Raw genomic sequence first — 17,147 nt, 5'->3', positions numbered from 1 at the left:
AGAGGATGAAGACTGTCGGTGATCACACACCTTGGAGCGATGACCGGTTACCCGATTTGATCTCACCGGTGGGGCTGGTTTCGCGGGAGGAACTGCACCGTGTGGCAGTGGCGGTTGGGCTTCCGATGCGGACCCGTTTCCGCGGGCTGACGGTGCGGGAAGCGATGCTGATCAAAGGGCCACGAGGGTGGGCAGAATTTTCACCCTTCGCCGAATACGGGCCTGTGGAATCCTCGCGCTGGCTGTCGGCCACTCTGGAAGCTGGCTGGCTGGGTTTTCCCACGCCGCGGCGTAGCACGGTGTTGGTCAATGCCACCGTGCCAGCTATTGCCGCCGATCAGGTTGAGACTGTGTTGCGTGGTTTCACTACCGACGGTGATCTATCGAGCCTTTCGGCGGTGAAGATTAAGATCGCCGAAAAACTCCCGGCCGATCCGGCCCAGCTCGATCGACACATACACGGTGTACAGGCCGACTACGAGCGGGTGATGCGGGTCCGGGAGTTGTTGCCCGAAGCGCAGATCAAGGTTGATGCGAACCAGGCGCTGACCGTCGACGAGGCGGTCCACCTATTGGGCGTCCTGCAACAGGCCGGGCTGGAATATGCCGAACAGCCGGTGCCCGGTCTGACCGCCATGGCAGAATTACGTTCCCGGCTGGCTCGAAATGGTATCGACCTACCCCTGGCCGCCGATGAGTCGATCCGCAAAGCCGAAGATCCCTTCGCCGTCGTTGCCGCCGAAGCTGCCGACATCGCGGTGGTCAAAGTCCAGCCACTGGGCGGGATTCGTCGCGCGCTGGCGGTCGTCGAGACCACCGATCTGCAGGCCGTGGTCTCCTCGGCACTGGATACCTCCGTGGGAATGAGCGCTGGGCTGGCCCTGGCCGGGGCGTTGCCCGAACTGCACTATGCATGCGGTCTGGGGACGGTGGCGTTGTTCTCCGAGGACGTCTGTTCGCCTCGGCTCATCCCCGAGCACGGAGAGCTTACCGTTCCGGCGTCTCATTCCGAGGTGCCTGAGCCTGACCCAGACAAGCTGGCTCGCTTTCGTCTCCCAGAAGACCGCCAACAGGTATGGCACCAGCGTTTGGAGGAGGCCTATTCCGTGCTGGCAGGTTGATCGGTCTACCATGGTGAGCATGGACTCCATGCTGACCGCGCGCACCATTGTTGGTACTTTGCAACAGGCGGGTGTTCGTCACGTCGTGATTGGGCCCGGCTCTCGTTCGGCCCCAATGGTTTATGCCTTGGCCGAGGCCTCCCATCTGGAAGGGTTCAAGCTCTACGTTCGCGTTGATGAACGGGCAGCAGCTCATACTGCCTTGGGGCTCAGCCTTGGTTCCGGTGCCCCGGCAGCGGTCCTGACCACCTCTGGGACGGCGGTTGGCAACCTGATGCCGGCGGTGATGGAAGCCGCCCACGCCGACGTGGCACTTATTGCTCTGACTGCAGATCGTCCCGCCGAACTGCAGGGAACCGGGGCAAACCAGACCACCGATCAGCGCAATATTTTCGGTGTCCATGCCCGCGCGAGCGTGACGATCGACTCCGAAGACTACGATCCCGCCAGCCTGCGAGCCACCGTGAAGGCCATGGTATCCCTGAGTACCGGGACCGCCTCGGAACCGGCCGGACCGGTCCATCTAAACCTCAGGTTCCGTGAGCCGCTGGTCCCGAGCCCGGATAGCCTTGCCCCTACCGATTTCGCGACCGGACCACTGCCACTGGTTCACCGGATTGCCGACGAACAATGGGATCCCAGAGACCACGACCCCGGTCGGGCTCTGATACGGCAACATACGCTGGATGTTTCCGAGCTACCCGAACACCACAGTGTGGTCATCGCCGGGCATGGAGCTGGCCCCGTTGCCGCCGAATTTGCTCACGCACTCGGACTGCCGCTGTTCGCCGAGCCCAGCTCAAATGCCCGCTACGGACGTAATGCGGTCGCCGGCTACCCGCTCCTGCTGGGCACCAGCGCCGGTCAGGACGCTCACCCGCTGGCTGAACATATTTCTCACGCCGTCATTTTCGGACGCCCCACCCTGTCGCGACAAATTGCCGCGCTGTTGAAACGGCCCGATGTGAAAGCTGCCATGTATTTGCCCCGCCCGGTCGGATGGTTCCACCGCTCCCGCCGGCGGGAAACCATGATTAAAGAGCTCCCCCAGCTGGCACGCTTCGCCGGCCAAGGAGCACCCGGATGGTTGGCCGCCTGGCAAGCGGCTTCCAACCACGCCCAAGCTCGAATTGAATCAGCGTTGGAACAGGTTGCCGAGGACCGGCACCGCGAATGGTCCGCACTGACCGCCATGCGGGCAGCCCAAGTCGTGGCCGCCACCGCTCGCGGAAACCTTGTGATCGGATCCTCCTCGGTGATCCGCGATATCGACATCGCCTGGCGACCGCCGTTCACCCCGCACTCCACCATTTACGCCAATCGGGGGCTGGCCGGAATCGACGGGACTCTTTCGGTGGCCTCAGGAATTGCTTTGGCCACCGATCTTCGCACGGTGGTGTTGTGCGGAGACTTGACCTTCCTCTATGACTCCCTGGCTCTCGGGTCGTTAGAAACCGAGCCGGATCTGGACATCGTCGTCATCAACGACACCGGTGGGGCCATCTTCGCCGGTCTGGAACACGGCCAGGTGGCCCAGTATCCCGGGATGTCCCCGGTTGTCGAGCGTTTCTTTGGGACGCCGCACCGCACCGACATTTCCGCGCTATCTCAAGCCTTTGATATCGACTACCAGCTGATCAACAACGAGTTTCAGCTGATGTCGTTGCTGGCAGAACCCACCACGGGACGTCGCGTGATCGAGGTCCGTTCCGATCGCGAGCTGCGTCCCAGCACCCGGAAGGCAGTCCAGGAAGCGGTACGGGCTAGTTTTGTGTAGGTTTCGATGTGCTGTCTCGAAGCTTGACACCCAGAGCCTGCAACATAGGTTCTAGCTTTGCGGTCGTCTCCTCTAATTCCTGATCGGGAACGGATCCAGGCACAATCCCGCCACCGGCAAAGAGTCGCATGGTTTGGGCGGTTTCTTGCACCCCGCCACGAAGTGCAATACCGAACTCACCGTCTCCGGTGGCATCACACCAGCCCACCGGCCCGGCATAGCGCCCGCGATCGAGACCGTGAGCACGGTATTCCAGATCGTGGATGACTTCGCGGGCCTCAGCGGTCGGGACACCATTGACAGCCGCGGTGGGATGAAAGATCTCGACCAGGTCCAGTACCGAGGTGTTTTCCGTCATCGTCGCGCTGATATCAGTGGCCAGATGCCATACATTGGGTAACTCGAGAATGTAGGGCGTGGTATCGGCCTGCACTGTCTCAGCCAGTGGGCGGAGCCGACCTAACAGGGACTCCACAGCAGCCTGGTGCTCAAATCGCTGTTTACGATCCTCCAAAAGCTCCCGGCCCACATCGACCGGTTCGGTTGACGTCTGAGCCAGGGACTCGACCTGTTGTCGGGACAGCGTTCCAGCCAGGACCCGTGCGGTCATCCGTCCATGGGTCCGGCCCACCAGTAATTCGGGGGTAGCGCCTACCAGCCCATCGACCAGATAGGTCCACGCTTGCGGATAATTTTGAGCCAGTGCGGAGGCAGTCGTGGGTAGGCGGAAGCCCTCAGACCGCGAGACCACCACCAGGTCCCGACTTAATACCACCTTGTCCAGGTTCGTGGTCTCAAGGTGGTCCAGGGCCCGGCCCACAGCGGTCCGGAACGTTCCGCGGCTGATACGTGACGCCGAGACGGTCTCGGCGTCACGGGTTGCCGACCAGCCCTCGGGCGTCTGTATCGGCAGGTGGGCTGCGCCCTGTAGCTCACGCCACCGGGCACGGAGTTGCTCTATCGATAGGCTGAATTGTGAGCCTTGATTCAGACGTGAATCTGAGTCATCAAGCTGCCACACCAGTGTGCTTATTCCAGGCGTATGAATCAACAGGACCTCTGGAACGAGTGCAACGGTGTCGGTGGCCGAGCGGGCATCGAAGGTGGCAGAAATCATCGCCCGCGGGGGGATCATCCCCAATGATAAGCCCGGGGTACGGGGGACTGGGTAGTGGGTACCAGGTGCCGGGGTGTGTGCTTGCTGAGACCACCACGACGCTAAACTCTGAAACCGTTGCGCATCATTGGTGTGGTGCTGGGCGGTGATGCCCCACCCGACGGTGCCGTAGCCCTCACGCACCCAAGCGGCCGAAACATCCGTGGCTAATAAGGCAGACAGATCAGAGGAAAACTCGGCGGGGTCGATCGCAACAGACAGAGTATAAAGCATGGCATCTTTCAAGATACCGGATTCTATGCACCGGTAATCAGCTCACTGTCTGGACGGTGATCGACCATCCCCGGAGGTGTTCGTCACATCGGGTCCGAGGATGTCCGGAGTATACTCCAGACAGAACCGTTCGCGACATGTGGACTGACCAAGTGCCAACAATCTCAACGCATGGGATAGGGTTGAACGAGTGACCGAACCATCCATTGCTTCATTACCGGCAGGCTTCTCGGTACTAGACGACTACCCTGACCTGTTGGCGGTGCTCGTCGAGTCTCTCAGCGCCATTGAAGAGGAACTTGCCGAGGCGTTGCGCAATGCAGATGAGCTCGCTGAAGCAACCACCCGACACCTGCTCGATGCGGGCGGAAAACGGTTACGCCCCCTGCTGGCGGTGCTGGCCAGCATGTTGGCCGATCCCGGAGTTGCCAACGGTCAAGTTCATGCCCCGTCAGAGAACATTCGAAGTGCCGCGGTGGCGTTGGAACTGACCCATTTAGCGACGCTTTATCACGATGATGTGATGGATGAAGCCGATATGCGTCGTGGGGTGCCGGCAGCACATAAGCAGTGGAATAACTCTTTGGCCATTTTGGCCGGTGACCTGATCTTTGCCCGCGCGTCGATGCGAATGTCGCAGATGAGCGCGGAAGTGATCCGGGTCCATGCCCAAACCTTTGAAAGTTTGGTCATGGGCCAGATGTGGGAGACTGTCGGACCGCGTGCAGACCAAGATCGGTTGGATCATTACCTGGCGGTGATTGATGGTAAGACCGCTTCTCTGATTGCTACCACCGCGCACATTGGCGCGTTGCTCGGCGGGTGCTCGTCCGAGGTTGTGGCCATGATGCGCAACTACGGTCATAACGTTGGCATGGCATTCCAGCTGGCCGATGACATTATTGATCTGGTCTCTCCAGGTGAGAAATCAGGAAAGGTCCCCGGCACTGATCTGAAAGAACGCGTCCCGACTTTGCCGACCCTGCTGCTGCGTCAGGTAGCTGCGGAGGGTGATCAGTCGGCACAGCAAGCTGTGGCTTTGATTGATGGTCCGCTGGACACCCAAGAACAGGTTAACCAGGCCTTGGAAGCCATCGCCACGCACCCGGTGCTTGAGCGGGCGTGGGAACTGACCCGGGTCTGGGAGCGTAAGGCTTTGGAATCTATCGAAAACCTCGACGACTCTCCGATTAAACAAGCCCTGATTGCTTTTGCCCACTACGTCGTGGAGCGCCAAAACTAGCCTGGAAGGCTAGTGTTTCCAATAGCGATTTCGCTGCGGGGTGGAGTCCGGATTTACCCACGGGGCTGGAATAAACCACGCGCCGTGGTGATCGAGCGCGACGAATCGCCACGTGCCGTGATGGAGATCGGCGTGGTGGGCTGCGCAGACCAGAATGGCATTATCCACCGCGGTTGAACCCCCGTGACTCCACGGCTGACAATGATGGATTTGGCACCATAGGGCCGGGATCGTGCACCCCGGAACGGTACACCCTCGATCTCGAGCAACCACGGCCTGATACTGCTTGAGCGAAAACTGACGCCGAGCCCGCCCGATATCTAAAACCTCCGAACGACCACCGAACACCACGGGAATGAGTTCTGCCTCACAACTGGCGATCCGCAGTTCCGCTGCAGATAGTGGCCCCAGGAACTGGCCCTGGCTTACGCGTTGTTCCGCCATGACAGTAGGCACCCTGTGTGGTGCGTTGTGATGGTTGCGGTAGGTGGCCAGTAGCGACTGGTAATCCATCAGGGTCAAAATTCTGGTTGAGCTACCCCGGTGGCGGGGGAGGCCGTTGGTTTCGGCGTTGAGCCCGACAGCTGCCAAGAGTGCTGCTACCACCACATCCAAGGTCCGTCGGGTGCGTTTGCGTGTATCGAACCACGTATGGTGATGCGCAGTCAGGGTGTTGCCGTGGCGGTCCTCGACCATAACCGTGTTTGGATCCAAAGTTGGGAACGCAACGCGCAATGCGGTGCGGATGGGGTGGGGAATGGAATCTGGTTGTTCGGGGAATTCCAGGCGTTGCTGAATACCGCCCCCGGTAGCGTGAGCGAATTGATTAGCTGCAGCGTCTAGTGTCAGCAACAGTTCGGCGCCCAGCCCGAAAACGGTGCCACCAAAATCAACGCCACGGTCGGATCGTTTGGTAACCCAAAGGCGTTGTTCCGTCCGGGGAGATAGCACTTCGGCAGGTTCTGGCCCGTCCTGATCGATCGTGGATGCTATGGTGTGCAACCATCGCCGGCACATCTTAGCGAAGACGGCGGGGTTCATGGTTTGTGCGGATTCCACCAGTTCTGGTTCGACCGCCTCGATCACCCGGTGTACCAGTTCCGGATCAGTGGCTGTCTGCTGGCCGTATGTCCGCACGTCGTAAATCAGCCGCACCAGCCGATCAACGTTGGCTGTGGGTACCCGACCGGCGTGAAAAGATCGCGCCAAGAGCGGAAGGACAGGAGCAGAAGGGGATCGTCCTAATCGGGCCGGGCTCGGTTCGAGCAGATCCGCTCGCCGAGCCCGTTTTGAGGCCTCGGTTCCGGCAACACCGAGTGTTTGGCTGAGATACCGTCGGACCTGAGTTATCCCTGTCTGCTGTTCTGGTATGCCAAGTAGTCTCTGGCGATCGACATTGGTTTCTAAGGCGTGCTGGGTCACCTGCGTGAGTCCGGTCTTGATGGCGTCGCAAAGATACGAGATCTTCTCCAGCCGATGGTGCATCTCTGGCAACGCATTGTCCAGATCTTTCGGTGGGGTGATAACTCGTGACTGCACCGGATCATCGGCTACCCGTTCCGCGCTCGCCCACAGGGTGTCCCAATCTGTAGCCGGTTCCGTTCCGAAGTGCGCCAGTTGTGCCGAGATGCTGGGGTTTTTCGCTTGTTCTGAGGCCAGCAAGACGAGGTGCTCGATGGTGGTTAGTAACTCGCCCAGACTGACACTCGGGGCCCCCTCGGTGTCGACAAACCAACTTTTCCAATCTGGCCCCTGGCTTTGGTTAGCCTGGAAATTCTGCGTTTTTGCCATGACACACCGCCTGGTCGTGGTCGAGGATCTGGTCAACGTGCGAGGCGTGACCCGTTTGTTGCACCCAGACTAGAACCGCCTCTGGCATCGGGAGGACTCGCTCAGGAGCAACTGTGGATAAGGACAACGCTGTCCACAGGTGGCTGTCAGCCGGTGACGCCAGGGAGCACGAGTCAGGAGCAGGCCAGGTTCAACCGGGTGGCCGAGGCATTGAGATGCGGGCGTAGGCCCTCGGCGATGCGCTGGCGGTCAGCTACTTCGACCGGCTGACGGAGCTGACGATACAGGCTGTCGTCGGAGTAGCGCGGGAAAATGTGGAGGTGGTAGTGCCAGACATGTTGGTTGCCGGCCGGCTCATTATGTTGTCGCGTGGAGATGCCCTCAGGATTCCAAGCACGCTTCATCGCCAGGGCGACCTCACGGGCCATCAGGGCAATGCGGGTCAGCACCCGGTCCGGGAGGACATACAGTGATTCGTAATGTTCGGCCGGGGAAATCATGACGTGTCCTTTATGTGGGCCGAAACCGTCAACGGCAACAAAGACGATCAGATCATCGTCTTGATAGACGACATCGGAGGCTTCACACCGGTTATTGGGATCAGCCACGTCTCCGGAGACCAAACCGCAAAACGGGCAGACGTAACCCTCTGGGGCATGGGAGGTGAGGGGAACATCGTGGAAATCAGGCATGGTCCTCGGCATCTTCGTCGGGATCACTCAGGGCCCAGGTGATGACGTCAGTAACGACTTCTGAGATCGTGCCATCTTCACAGAGCCAGTCACCTTCACCATCTGGTGTGTCTGCACCGACGGTACGTCGCCAGAGCAACGGGTCGGGCAGTGGTAACTGATCGACGGGGATCCCCCAGGCTGCAGATTCTTCCTCATCTTCGAGAAATACCAGGTGGTCATCGACGATGAAAAACTCATCCGGGTCGAAAAAGAAATGGGTCGTTTCCAGTAGCTCCGGACAGGACCCTAAACACAGATAGAACTCAACGAGAGAAATCGGTAGGTCGTTGACGCTGAGAACCGGCTCATGTGCGTCGCGCAGTTCGGCGGAGATCGGTCCAGCAGCCAGCCGTTCGGCCAGTGTCTGCAACGGCATCCCGTCGGCAGGCGACCAGGCTCGCCCTAACAGATTGTGGGGTAGCTGTTGGTAAAGCTCGGTGAAGACCCCGGTGCTCGTGGAAGATTCATCGGCCATGCCCTTTAGTCTAATCATCTGCGTCATGTGTGTAAGGGCCCACTGGCCTGATCCGGTCCGTTGTGAATCCACCCACACGGGTGTTCGCCCTGGGCCAGTGTGGCGGATTTAGCGTCGGGGTAGCGTTCGGAAATCGGTAGAGTGAGCTCATGACTTGGGGTGTACCCGCCGAGCTGGGCACGGGGCGTGCGTCGTAATGCTCACCGGTGAGTCAGCCGACCGCATGCTCTCATAGTGAACTGGCTACACCCCGTGGCAGATGGGTGAGACGACTCAAACTGAAGGATGGCTTGTGACTGCTAGTGATAACCGACCGTTGCGCGTAGCGATTATCGGCGGAGGGCCAGCTGGAATTTACACGGCGGATCTGCTGACTAAGGCAGAACGAGATTTCGAGGTCAGCATCGATATTTTCGACCGCTATCCGGCCCCATTTGGACTAATCCGTTATGGAGTGGCTCCTGATCACCCGCGTATTAAGGGCATTATTAAAGCCCTCTACCGGGTGATGGACCGTGGCGATATTCGTTTCTTTGGACACGTTGACTATGGCACTGACCTCACCTTGGCAGACCTGCACCACTACTACGACGCGGTAGTCTTCTCGACCGGTGCGGTACACGATGCAACGTTGAACATTGCTGGTGCTGAGTTGGAGGGCTCTTTCGGAGCTGCGGAATTTGTCAACTGGTATGACGCCCACCCGCATACACCTCACGAGTGGGATCTGTCTGCAGAATCTATTGCAGTAATTGGCAACGGCAACGTGGCCCTGGATATCTCTCGTGTATTGGCGAAATCCGCCGATGAAATGCTGACGACAGAGATCCCAGACTACGTCTACCAGGGCCTGAAAAACTCCCGGGCGAAAGACATCCATATCTTCGGCCGTCGTGGTCCGGCCCAGATGAAATTCACGCCTTTGGAATTGCGTGAATTAGCGCACTCGCCCAATGTGGACATCGTGCTCTACCCGGACGACTTTGAATTCGATGAAGCCTCAGAACAGGTTGCGCAGAGCAATAACCAGATCAAGAACATGGTGGGAACGCTCAGCAACTGGATGTTGGAGCAAGAAGAGCGTGAGGAATCCGGAGAAGACACCGGGGCAACTCGTCGATTGCACCTGCACTTCTTACAAGCACCGCAGAGAATTCTGTCGGATGAGTCCGGCACGCATGTCGCCGGAATTCGAATGCAACGCATGGAACTGATCGGAGACGGCACCGTACAGGGCACCGGGGAGTTCATCGACTATCCGGTGCAGGCCGTCTACCGGGCCATCGGCTACTTCGGTTCCCCGTTGGCTGGGGTGCGGTTCAACGACAAAACCGGCACGATTGTTCACCGCGAGGGTCGGGTGCTGGATGAGAAGGACCAGCCGGTGGTCGGGCTCTATACCTCTGGATGGATTAAACGCGGTCCCGTCGGGCTGATTGGTCATACTAAAGGCGATGCCCTGGAGACCATCGGGCACATCATCGAAGACGAACCGCACCTTTATACCGCCGAGCAACCGGATGAACACGCCATTATTGACTTGTTGGAGTCTCGTGGAATCCGCTACACCGACTGGGAAGGATGGCACCGGCTGGATGCGCACGAGGTGAAACTGGGAGAAGAGTTCTCGCAGACCGCAGGGATTAGTCGGGAACGGGTTAAAGTCTTCTCCAATGAGGAGATGGTCTCGATCTCCCGTCAACACAAATAACTGCTCTCACCAGCACGGAAGATCAGTTACCACTCAGGATGGGCGCCTAAGCTGGGCATAATATTAATGTTAACGCGGTCTACACAGGGGGTCACCGGTGCATAGTCACAACAACCGCTTGAAAACCTTTGTGCTGTTCATGGTCTTGGTCGTGATCCTGCTGGCAATCGGCTGGCTGATTGCACTGGCAACCGGGAGAATGATATGGATCGGAGTCTTTGGTGCCATGTCGTTGATTTCGATCGCGATCTCTTACTGGAATTCCGATAAGATCGCGCTGAAATCGATGCACGCCTACTCGGTGTCGCCACAAGACCAACCCGAGATGTATCGAATCGTGGAAGAATTGTCGCAACGGGCCCAGCAGCCCATGCCCCGGCTTTATGTCTCGCCGACCTCATCTCCCAATGCTTTTGCGACCGGACGGAACCCGCAGAACGCCGCGGTGTGCTGTACTGAAGGGATCTTGCACATGCTCAATGCCCGAGAACTCCGTGGAGTGTTAGGGCACGAGCTGATGCACGTCTACAACCGCGACATCCTCACCAGCTCGATCGCTGCGGCCATGGCCTCACTGATTACCTCGGTGTCTCACATGTTGCTGTTCGTCGGGGCCGGTCGTGGCGGTCGGGATAACGGCGGTAATCCCTTGGCAATCATCGGGCTCATCCTGACGATGATCTTGGCGCCTTTGGCGGCCAGTCTGGTCCAATTGGCCATCTCCCGGTCGCGCGAATACGATGCGGACCAGGATGGAGCCAGCCTGACCGAAGATCCCCTCGCTCTGGCCTCGGCGCTGTACAAGCTCCAGCACGGTGTCCAGGCCGCACCACTGCCCCAAGAAGACAATAAGTTGGTCAGCTCAGCTCACATGATGATCGCTAACCCCTTCGGTGGTCAAAGCGCCAGAGCCTGGTTCTCCACGCACCCGCCGATGGAAGATCGGGTGCAACGTCTCGAAGGAATGGCGCGGTCTTTGGGGCAGCTCGATTAGTTGACTAACTAGCCGAAACACAGCCTCTCTCGTCGTTAGTCATGGTTACTGGGCTCCGGATAGGTTTCCACCGGACGCTGAGTAACCGCGATCCAGTGCTGTTGTAGCTCGTCTTTGATGGGTTCAGCCACGAATTCTTGTTTGGCTGCCACCGCAGCCTTCAGAGTGGCCTCACGGGTGGAATCAGCGCGCTCATCGATCTCGGCCTGGTGGCGGCGAGCCTGTTCGTAAGCAGGCTGGTTTCCCGTCCGGCGCACCGAGGCCAACTCGTCCTGTAGAGCACGTTGTTGTGCGCGGGCATCCTCGAGGACATCGGCGGAAATGAAGGTCTTGACGAAGCCCTCGTCGACAATCAGCCCGCGACCGGTCTTAATACCGCGACGGAGCGCGGCGGGCAGAACCTCCGAAGGTTGGTAATCGTCCGTGGTTTCCCACTCGAGCGTGTCCAAGCTACGGTTTTCGACATTGCGACGCACCAATGCCCGGCCGACGGTCATATCGACATAACGTACCGGGTGATGGGGTTCCACGAGCAACAGCATGATTCTCCTTGCGTGATCGTCTCTCAGGCTTTGTCACACTAGCGTTGAGCGGTTAACGGAAATTGACGAATTGCAGATCGGCATCTTCGAAGTCTTTGAGCAAAGCAATGGTGGCCTGAAGATCGTCGCGGGATTTCGAGGTCGCCCGCAACTCATCACCCTGGATCTGTGTTTTGACAGACTTGGGTCCCTGATCGCGAATGAGCTTAGAAATCTTCTTCGCCGTCGCCTGGTCGATGCCCTCTTTAATGGTGGCGGTGATCCGGTACTCTTTACCTGAGGCAAAGGGCTCGGAAGACTCAAGAGACTTCAGTGAAATACCGCGACGGACCAACTTGGACTGGAACACATCCAGCACAGCCTTGACGCGATCCTCTGAGGCAGCGTGCATGGTGATCACCTGATCATTGTGTTCAATCGAGGCAGCCGCATCCTTGAAATCGTAGCGTTGTGCGATCTCTTTGGTCGCTTGATTCAGCGCATTCGCGACCTCCTGCGGATCGACTTTGGACACGATGTCGAAGGTGGCATCCTTAGCCATAACGGTCTCCTCTGAACCATGGTGGGGACATGCTGTCACGGTGATGGTGAACATCACGGTGACTCTAGCTTAGTAAGATTAGGGTTTTTTTCGCATCTGCGGTAGGGTGGGTTGTCGTTCGCGAGAAACGCGGACCTTGCGGCAGGTTACCCAAGCGGCCAACGGGGGCTGACTGTAAATCAGCTGGCATTGCCTTCGGGGGTTCGAATCCCTCACCTGCCACCATCCAGACACATACGATGTTTTTTCCGCGTGGTATCCGGTGTCATTGCGGTCTGTGGGCGTAGGTTGTCCACAGGTTTCAGGCCTAGAGCTGAGCCTGGCCAACCAGATATCCCGATCCTTTAGGCTGGGACCATGGCAACTATTGATCTGACTGAATCCACGTTTGAGCAGACCGTTACCGACAATGACATTGTGTTGATCGATTTCTGGGCTGAGTGGTGCGGGCCGTGCAAGATGTTTGGCCCGATCTATGACAAGGTCTCGGAAAACCACCCCGATATCGTTTTCGGCAAGGTCGACACCGACGCCGAACAGGGGCTGGCTGCCGCGGCCAATATTTCCTCGATCCCAACCCTTATGGCCTTGCGCGACCGGACCCTGGTCTTCGCTCAGCCCGGCGCTATGCCGGCAGAACAGCTTGAGGATCTGATTTCGAAGGTTCGGGATCTGGATATGGACCAGGTGCGGGCCACTCAGAACCAGGACTCCTAAAAACCTCGAAAATCCATGGGCGCAAGCTTCGGCCCGAAACGCGAAAAACGCAGCCCTGAGAGGTGAATTAAACGCACCACACGGTGCCGGTGGCCGGCGAAAGGTGCTAAGAGTTCCAGCATCTGGTGGTCATCCACTCTGCGCCCGATGAGTGCTTCGCCGACGTGGTGAGCCAGATGATAGTCCCCAACCGAGACCAGATCAGCGGCCCCATGAGTCCGTTGCAACGTCTCGGCGACAGTCCAGGGGCCGATACCAGGTAGGGCGGTCAGCCGGGACGCAAGTTCGTCGATACTCACTGTCTGGCCCAGCGTGGCGAGTGTGTCGGCTCGGGAAGCAACCACAGTCATCGTCCGTGCCAGCGGCGGTTGCACACCACCCCGGTGCCATGACCAACTCGGTATCTGCCATACACGCGATGCGCTGGGCGGAACCATTAGCCGTGGTGCGCCTGTCAGGGGCACCTGCGGAGCAGGCGTCCCATAAGAACGCACCAACCATCGCCAGCTCGCCCGGGCCTGATCGTGGGTGACTTTCTGTTCTAGCACCACCCGAAATAGCTCGCCCACCAGATCGGATGTCGCCGGCAGTCGCAGTCCAGGATGCTCATGGTGGGCTCGGATGACCGCAGACGGCAACAGTCCACGCCAAGCATCAGCCTGTAGCGCCTGCGCGAACTCCGCCCACCCGTGTAGCGCCGACTCGTCGACTCCTAACAACTGTGGCACACCAGCGAGGACCTGCTCGAGGGCCTCCGGCGCGGAGCCAAACGCATGGGCGGTTACCGTGGTCGGCTGTGTGGTACTGGCCGGAGGCTGGATCCATAACACGGTGGGACTGTTGGGGCACAGAGCCGTCCAGAAACCGTCCTTGCGTAGCTGAGTGGTCGGATCGCCCGTGCCACGTTGCAGGGGTTTCAGCGTATGCGCCAAGGAAATTGCTGCCTCGGTCGTGAAGCTACGCACACGATGGGTTACTGTCATGGGGTTCTTGTGGAGTTTCGAGTCAAAGATGTCGTTTCGTTCCGAAGTCGCTGACACCCCGGGGGCGAACGCGGTACCGTGGTGGCTATGACTGAACCGGACCATACCACCGAACAGCACACCAGTCAGCCTGATCACGAGTCATTACAAATGCGCTACGCCCAGAACGTGCTCGACCTCATTGGCTCAACCCCGCTGGTGAAGCTCAACTCGGTGGCGAAAGACGTTCAACCAACCATTCTGGCCAAACTCGAATATCTCAACCCCGGTGGCTCGGTCAAAGACCGCATCGCGCTGAAGATGATCGAGCGAGCTGAAAGCGAGGGAAAGCTGGCCCCGGGCGGAACCGTGGTGGAACCCACGTCAGGTAATACCGGTGTGGGATTGGCCCTGGTGGCTCAACAAAAAGGCTATCGGTCGGTTTTTGTCACTCCCGATAAGGTCGGAGCTGAAAAACGCGACGTCTTGAAGGCTTACGGTGCCGATGTGATGGTCTCCCAGAGCGCGGTCGCGCCCGACTCGGAAGAGTCTTACTACGGGATCGCGAACCGCCTGGAGGAAAGTATTCCCGGGGCTTATCAGCCCAACCAATTTTTCAACCCGGCTGCTCCCGAATCCCACTATGAAACCACTGGGCCGGAAATTTGGAAAGACACTGCCGGGGCAATTAGCCATCTGGTTGTCTCGGCAGGCACCGGTGGGACCATGACCGGTACGGGACGTTATCTGAAGGATGTCTCCGCGCAGCGTCAGGGTGGCCCGGTCAAGATCGTGGTCGCTGACCCGGACGGGTCGGTATACTCCGGTGGCGCCGGCCGGCCCTACTACGTAGAAGGTGTGGGCGAAGATATGTGGCCGGACAACTATGACCCGGACCTTCCCGATGCAGTGTATGCTATCACCGACGCCGAAGCCTTCGCGATGACGCGACGGCTGGCTGCCGAAGAAGGGCTCCTAGTGGGCGGATCATCCGGTATGGCCGTGGTGGCAGCGCTACGGGAAGCCGAGAAGCTCTCCGCCGATGACGTGTTGGTGGTGATCCTGCCCGATTCCGGCCGTGGTTATCTGGGCAAAATCTTCTCCGATACGTGGATGAGCACTCGTGGGTTCTCCACCGGCGAGCGAACTCCCGTTATTCCCGATCGCCTGGGAACAGCCTACCGGGACGGCCTCGCCGCGGGTGCCGACAGCCCCAAGGGCCGAGCCTCCGATACTGCCGATAGTACCGCCGCTGAGCAACAGCTGGACGAGACCACGGTGGCCGAGCTCTTGGACGATAAACACTCCTGGTTGCCGGGATCACTGCCCGAGGTCGTCACCGCCCGCACCGAAACCACAGTCGGTGAGGCCATCTCGATCATGAACCGGTACGGCATTGACGCGCTGCCGGTGGTGAGTGCCTCAACCGCCGACATTCGGGTCAATGAAGTGCGCGGGATGATCACGACTGCAACCTTAATGGCGGGGTTGGCTCAGGGACGGTTCACTCCGGCCGACCCGGTCGGCACTGTCAAGCTGGATCAACCGGTATTACTCGGGGCTCGGTCCTCACTGAGCGATGCCCGCCTCGCGCTGGCAACCACCTCGGCAGTGATCGCCACACGAGACGGCCTCGCGGTTGGAATTTTGACCCACCACGACCTGTTAATGTTCTTGAGCCCCCGTTAAGACGGGCGAATACGAGCTATCACAAGCTACGACGAGTAAGGATTTCACGAAGGTCATCATGACTGAGCAACGTGCCCACGGTTTCAACACTCGAGCTATTCACGCTGGCCAAGACATTGACCCGAATAACGGGTCGGTCGTGCCCCCGGTGTACTTGTCAACCACCTATGCGCCCGAAGCGATTGGCCAGTTGCGGCAAGGCTATGACTACAGTCGTGGCACCAACCCGACCCGTGATGCCCTGCAGAACCAGATTGCTGCCCTGGAAACCGGTAATTCTGCGAGCGGACGCGCCATGACCTTCACCTCGGGATTGGCCGCCGAAAACGCGCTGCTGATGGCAGTGGCGGCTCCCGGTGATCACCTGGTGATGGGTAATGACGTCTACGGCGGTACCCACCGCCTGATTAACAAGGTCTTGGGACAGTGGCACCTGGCTCACACGGTGGTGGATACGTCCGACCTGGACCAGGTCGATCAGGTGATGACCGCCCGGGAGACCAAGCTGTTGTGGGTCGAAACGCCGACCAACCCGCTGATGAAGATCGCCGATATCGCCGGGCTAGCGGAGCTAGCACACCGGCACAGAGCGTTGTTGGTGGTCGATAACACTTTCGCCACCCCGTATTTGCAGTTGCCACTGCAACTGGGCGCCGATGTGGTGGTGCACTCCACCACCAAGTACATGGGCGGACACTCCGATACAGTCGGTGGCGCCGTGGTGACCGAAAATCAGGAGGTGGCCGACAAAGTTCAATTTCAACAAGCTGCCGCGGGGGCCACCAACAGTCCGATGGACGCATACCTAGTGACCCGCGGGCTGAAGACCCTGGGTGTCCGGATGGACCGGCACGTGGCCAATGCCACCGCTGTGGCAGAATGGTTGACCGAACAGCCACAGGTCTCCCAGGTGCACTATCCGGGACTGTCGACTCACCCGCAATACGAGCTGGCCTCCCGGCAGATGAAAGCCGGAGGTGGCATGGTCTCGGCCCAGTTCAGCGGTGGTGCCCCGGTCGCGAAGAAGATTGCCGAGTCCACGCGCCTGTTCCAGCTGGCTGAATCCCTGGGGGGAGTGGAGTCACTGATGAATTACCCGGCAGAGATGACCCATGCGTCGGTAGCCGGGACCGAATTGGCCGTTCCCGACGACCTGGTTCGACTGTCGGTGGGTATTGAAGACGCCGATGATCTCGTCGAAGACCTCCGTCAGGCCTTCGCTCAGCTACGAGATTCCTGATGATGCTGGCGTATTTGCAGGTGTCACCGCTGGTTGCTTGTGGCGTACACTAGAGGAATGACCGTCCGGTCTGCCCCCGAAATATCCTGTGATAGCCCGGGATGTCCTGTGGCAAAGAACTAGCTGTCTTCTCGCGCCTGAGGCGAGCGAGGTTCTCGGTGCCAGAATTGTGGCGCGGTGCGCTGTTGGAGCGTACCAGGGGTGTTCCGGAATACGTGTG

15 protein-coding genes and 1 tRNA gene are annotated in these 17,147 nt (G+C 59.2%); 9 read left to right on the top strand and 7 right to left on the bottom strand.

Going from position 1 to position 17,147, the window contains the following annotated elements; all coding sequences use genetic code 11:
* Positions 1-5: 5 nt before the first annotated feature.
* A complete protein-coding gene (locus QDX22_RS06400; protein WP_279672807.1) occupies positions 6-1,121 on the top strand; it encodes an o-succinylbenzoate synthase in 1,116 nt (371 codons plus the stop codon).
* A 10-nt stretch (positions 1,122-1,131) separates the two neighbouring features.
* On the top strand, positions 1,132-2,898 hold the full coding sequence (gene menD / locus QDX22_RS06395) for a 2-succinyl-5-enolpyruvyl-6-hydroxy-3-cyclohexene-1-carboxylic-acid synthase (RefSeq protein WP_110110243.1): 1,767 nt from the start codon (positions 1,132-1,134) through the stop codon (positions 2,896-2,898).
* Here menD and QDX22_RS06390 read toward each other — a convergent pair.
* Positions 2,885-4,288 (bottom strand): isochorismate synthase, encoded by a 1,404-nt coding sequence (locus QDX22_RS06390; RefSeq protein ID WP_110110244.1) that lies wholly within the window; start codon positions 4,286-4,288, stop codon positions 2,885-2,887. The two genes, menD and QDX22_RS06390, sit on opposite strands and share 14 nt — an antisense overlap.
* A 190-nt stretch (positions 4,289-4,478) precedes the next feature.
* Between QDX22_RS06390 and QDX22_RS06385 the strand changes: the two genes are divergently transcribed.
* A complete protein-coding gene (locus tag QDX22_RS06385; protein WP_110110245.1) occupies positions 4,479-5,531 on the top strand; it encodes a polyprenyl synthetase family protein in 1,053 nt (350 codons plus the stop codon).
* 9 nt (positions 5,532-5,540) lie between these two features.
* Here the strand turns inward: QDX22_RS06385 and QDX22_RS06380 are convergent, their stop codons facing one another.
* From QDX22_RS06380 to QDX22_RS06370, 3 genes are all read right to left on the bottom strand, one after another.
* The gene (locus QDX22_RS06380) at positions 5,541-7,322 is read right to left on the bottom strand and encodes an HNH endonuclease signature motif containing protein (protein WP_110110246.1); all 1,782 of its coding nucleotides are present in this window, start codon (positions 7,320-7,322) and stop codon (positions 5,541-5,543) included.
* Positions 7,323-7,495: 173 nt separating this feature from the next.
* On the bottom strand, positions 7,496-8,014 hold the full coding sequence (locus tag QDX22_RS06375) for an HIT family protein (protein ID WP_110097975.1): 519 nt from the start codon (positions 8,012-8,014) through the stop codon (positions 7,496-7,498).
* Positions 8,007-8,558 (bottom strand): hypothetical protein, encoded by a 552-nt coding sequence (locus QDX22_RS06370; protein WP_279695956.1) that lies wholly within the window; start codon positions 8,556-8,558, stop codon positions 8,007-8,009. Before QDX22_RS06370 ends, QDX22_RS06375 begins: the two co-directional genes overlap by 8 nt.
* A 232-nt stretch (positions 8,559-8,790) precedes the next feature.
* On the opposite strand from QDX22_RS06370, the gene QDX22_RS06365 reads away from it, so the two are divergent.
* Both QDX22_RS06365 and htpX read left to right on the top strand, forming a co-directional pair.
* The gene (locus QDX22_RS06365) at positions 8,791-10,242 is read left to right on the top strand and encodes an FAD-dependent oxidoreductase (protein WP_110110248.1); all 1,452 of its coding nucleotides are present in this window, start codon (positions 8,791-8,793) and stop codon (positions 10,240-10,242) included.
* Positions 10,243-10,339: 97 nt separating this feature from the next.
* Entirely contained in the window at positions 10,340-11,236 is an 897-nt protein-coding gene (gene htpX / locus QDX22_RS06360) for a zinc metalloprotease HtpX (RefSeq protein ID WP_110110249.1), read from the top strand.
* 35 nt (positions 11,237-11,271) lie between these two features.
* On the opposite strand, the gene QDX22_RS06355 is transcribed toward htpX, so the two are convergent.
* Both QDX22_RS06355 and QDX22_RS06350 read right to left on the bottom strand, forming a co-directional pair.
* On the bottom strand, positions 11,272-11,778 hold the full coding sequence (locus QDX22_RS06355) for a hypothetical protein (RefSeq protein WP_110097971.1): 507 nt from the start codon (positions 11,776-11,778) through the stop codon (positions 11,272-11,274).
* Positions 11,779-11,830: 52 nt separating this feature from the next.
* Positions 11,831-12,319, bottom strand: coding sequence for a YajQ family cyclic di-GMP-binding protein (locus QDX22_RS06350; protein WP_110097970.1), 489 nt, complete (start codon positions 12,317-12,319; stop codon positions 11,831-11,833).
* Positions 12,320-12,459: 140 nt separating this feature from the next.
* On the opposite strand from QDX22_RS06350, the gene QDX22_RS06345 reads away from it, so the two are divergent.
* Together QDX22_RS06345 and trxA are read left to right on the top strand one after the other, a co-directional pair.
* Positions 12,460-12,544, top strand: a tRNA-Tyr gene (locus tag QDX22_RS06345).
* 132 nt (positions 12,545-12,676) lie between these two features.
* Positions 12,677-13,036: a thioredoxin gene (gene trxA, locus QDX22_RS06340; protein WP_110097969.1), complete on the top strand. Its 360-nt coding sequence runs from the start codon at positions 12,677-12,679 to the stop codon at positions 13,034-13,036.
* Here trxA and QDX22_RS06335 read toward each other — a convergent pair.
* Complete coding sequence (locus tag QDX22_RS06335; protein ID WP_110110285.1) at positions 13,033-14,019, bottom strand: DNA-3-methyladenine glycosylase family protein; 987 nt, start codon at positions 14,017-14,019, stop codon at positions 13,033-13,035. The genes trxA and QDX22_RS06335 overlap by 4 nt on opposite strands.
* Before the next feature lie 150 nt (positions 14,020-14,169).
* Between QDX22_RS06335 and QDX22_RS06330 the strand changes: the two genes are divergently transcribed.
* Both QDX22_RS06330 and QDX22_RS06325 read left to right on the top strand, forming a co-directional pair.
* The gene (locus tag QDX22_RS06330; protein ID WP_279673082.1) at positions 14,170-15,687 is read left to right on the top strand and encodes a pyridoxal-phosphate dependent enzyme; all 1,518 of its coding nucleotides are present in this window, start codon (positions 14,170-14,172) and stop codon (positions 15,685-15,687) included.
* Between the two features lie 58 nt (positions 15,688-15,745).
* Entirely contained in the window at positions 15,746-16,927 is a 1,182-nt protein-coding gene (locus QDX22_RS06325) for a cystathionine gamma-synthase (protein WP_122549401.1), read from the top strand.
* Positions 16,928-17,147 lie beyond the last annotated feature (220 nt).

This window comes from Auritidibacter ignavus (assembly GCF_029853775.1).
Classification (GTDB): domain Bacteria; phylum Actinomycetota; class Actinomycetes; order Actinomycetales; family Micrococcaceae; genus Auritidibacter; species Auritidibacter ignavus.
Note: the sequence above shows the minus strand (reverse complement) of the source record. Positions and strands in the feature narration are given on the sequence as shown.

Bases quoted from the DNA above. Each gene is read 5' to 3' on its own strand.
- QDX22_RS06370 (WP_279695956.1), bottom strand. From the start codon at position 8,558: ATGACGCAGATGATTAGACTAAAGGGCATGGCCGATGAATCTTCCACG.
- QDX22_RS06330 (WP_279673082.1), top strand. From the start codon at position 14,170: ATGCGCTACGCCCAGAACGTGCTCGACCTCATTGGCTCAACCCCGCTG.
- QDX22_RS06380 (WP_110110246.1), bottom strand. From the start codon at position 7,322: ATGGCAAAAACGCAGAATTTCCAGGCTAACCAAAGCCAGGGGCCAGAT.
- QDX22_RS06335 (WP_110110285.1), bottom strand. From the start codon at position 14,019: ATGACAGTAACCCATCGTGTGCGTAGCTTCACGACCGAGGCAGCAATT.
- QDX22_RS06325 (WP_122549401.1), top strand. From the start codon at position 15,746: ATGACTGAGCAACGTGCCCACGGTTTCAACACTCGAGCTATTCACGCT.
- QDX22_RS06350 (WP_110097970.1), bottom strand. From the start codon at position 12,319: ATGGCTAAGGATGCCACCTTCGACATCGTGTCCAAAGTCGATCCGCAG.
- QDX22_RS06390 (WP_110110244.1), bottom strand. From the start codon at position 4,288: ATGCTTTATACTCTGTCTGTTGCGATCGACCCCGCCGAGTTTTCCTCT.
- QDX22_RS06365 (WP_110110248.1), top strand. From the start codon at position 8,791: ATGGGTGAGACGACTCAAACTGAAGGATGGCTTGTGACTGCTAGTGAT.
- menD (WP_110110243.1), top strand. From the start codon at position 1,132: ATGGTGAGCATGGACTCCATGCTGACCGCGCGCACCATTGTTGGTACT.
- QDX22_RS06355 (WP_110097971.1), bottom strand. From the start codon at position 11,778: ATGCTGTTGCTCGTGGAACCCCATCACCCGGTACGTTATGTCGATATG.
- QDX22_RS06375 (WP_110097975.1), bottom strand. From the start codon at position 8,014: ATGCCTGATTTCCACGATGTTCCCCTCACCTCCCATGCCCCAGAGGGT.
- QDX22_RS06400 (WP_279672807.1), top strand. From the start codon at position 6: ATGAAGACTGTCGGTGATCACACACCTTGGAGCGATGACCGGTTACCC.
- trxA (WP_110097969.1), top strand. From the start codon at position 12,677: ATGGCAACTATTGATCTGACTGAATCCACGTTTGAGCAGACCGTTACC.